Source organism: Bacillus sp. L75, from assembly GCF_003676355.1.
In the GTDB taxonomy this organism is placed as follows: Bacteria; Bacillota; Bacilli; order Bacillales; family Bacillaceae; genus Bacillus; species Bacillus velezensis.
Genome location: NZ_ML064959.1, coordinates 1 through 445, shown reverse-complemented (window position 1 = coordinate 445; position 445 = coordinate 1). Strand labels below are relative to the sequence as shown.

The 445-nt window shown below is 57.5% G+C and carries 1 protein-coding gene; it reads right to left on the bottom strand.

Annotated elements, in window-relative coordinates; all coding sequences use genetic code 11:
• Window positions 1-445, bottom strand: a 445-nt coding sequence (locus tag D5S11_RS19730; RefSeq protein WP_164833867.1) for a Rossmann-fold NAD(P)-binding domain-containing protein, incomplete at both ends; no start/stop codon positions are given.

Genomic DNA, 445 nt, shown 5'->3' with positions numbered 1-445 from the left:
AGGCCGATGCCGCCCGCTCCCCCGGTAAGGAGGTAGACCCCTTCGTCTTTCCACGGAACGGCGCCGCTTTGAGGCGCCGGCAGATGACGCCAGTTTCTGACGAGACGTTTGCCGTCTTCATAACGGATTTCCGCTTGTTCAGGATGCGCCCGGTTTTCTTTCAGCTTGGCAAGAAGCGATGAGGCTGACTCGTCCGGATCGGCTTGGATGACTTGGCCGTACAGCTTCGGATGTTCAAGGTGAGCCGTTTTCAGAAAAGCGGCCAGCCCCGCCAATACATTGTCTTCCCCCCTGTCGGGGACAAGAAGCTGGATCAGCGTTTTTTTCTTCTGTTTTTCTTTGATAAGACGCGTGACGATCGCTGACAGCTCCGCCGCGCAGGCGTCATAACGGTCTTCAATCGGACCTTCGCCGTCAGCCGCACATACGGCGCCGCTTATGTCCT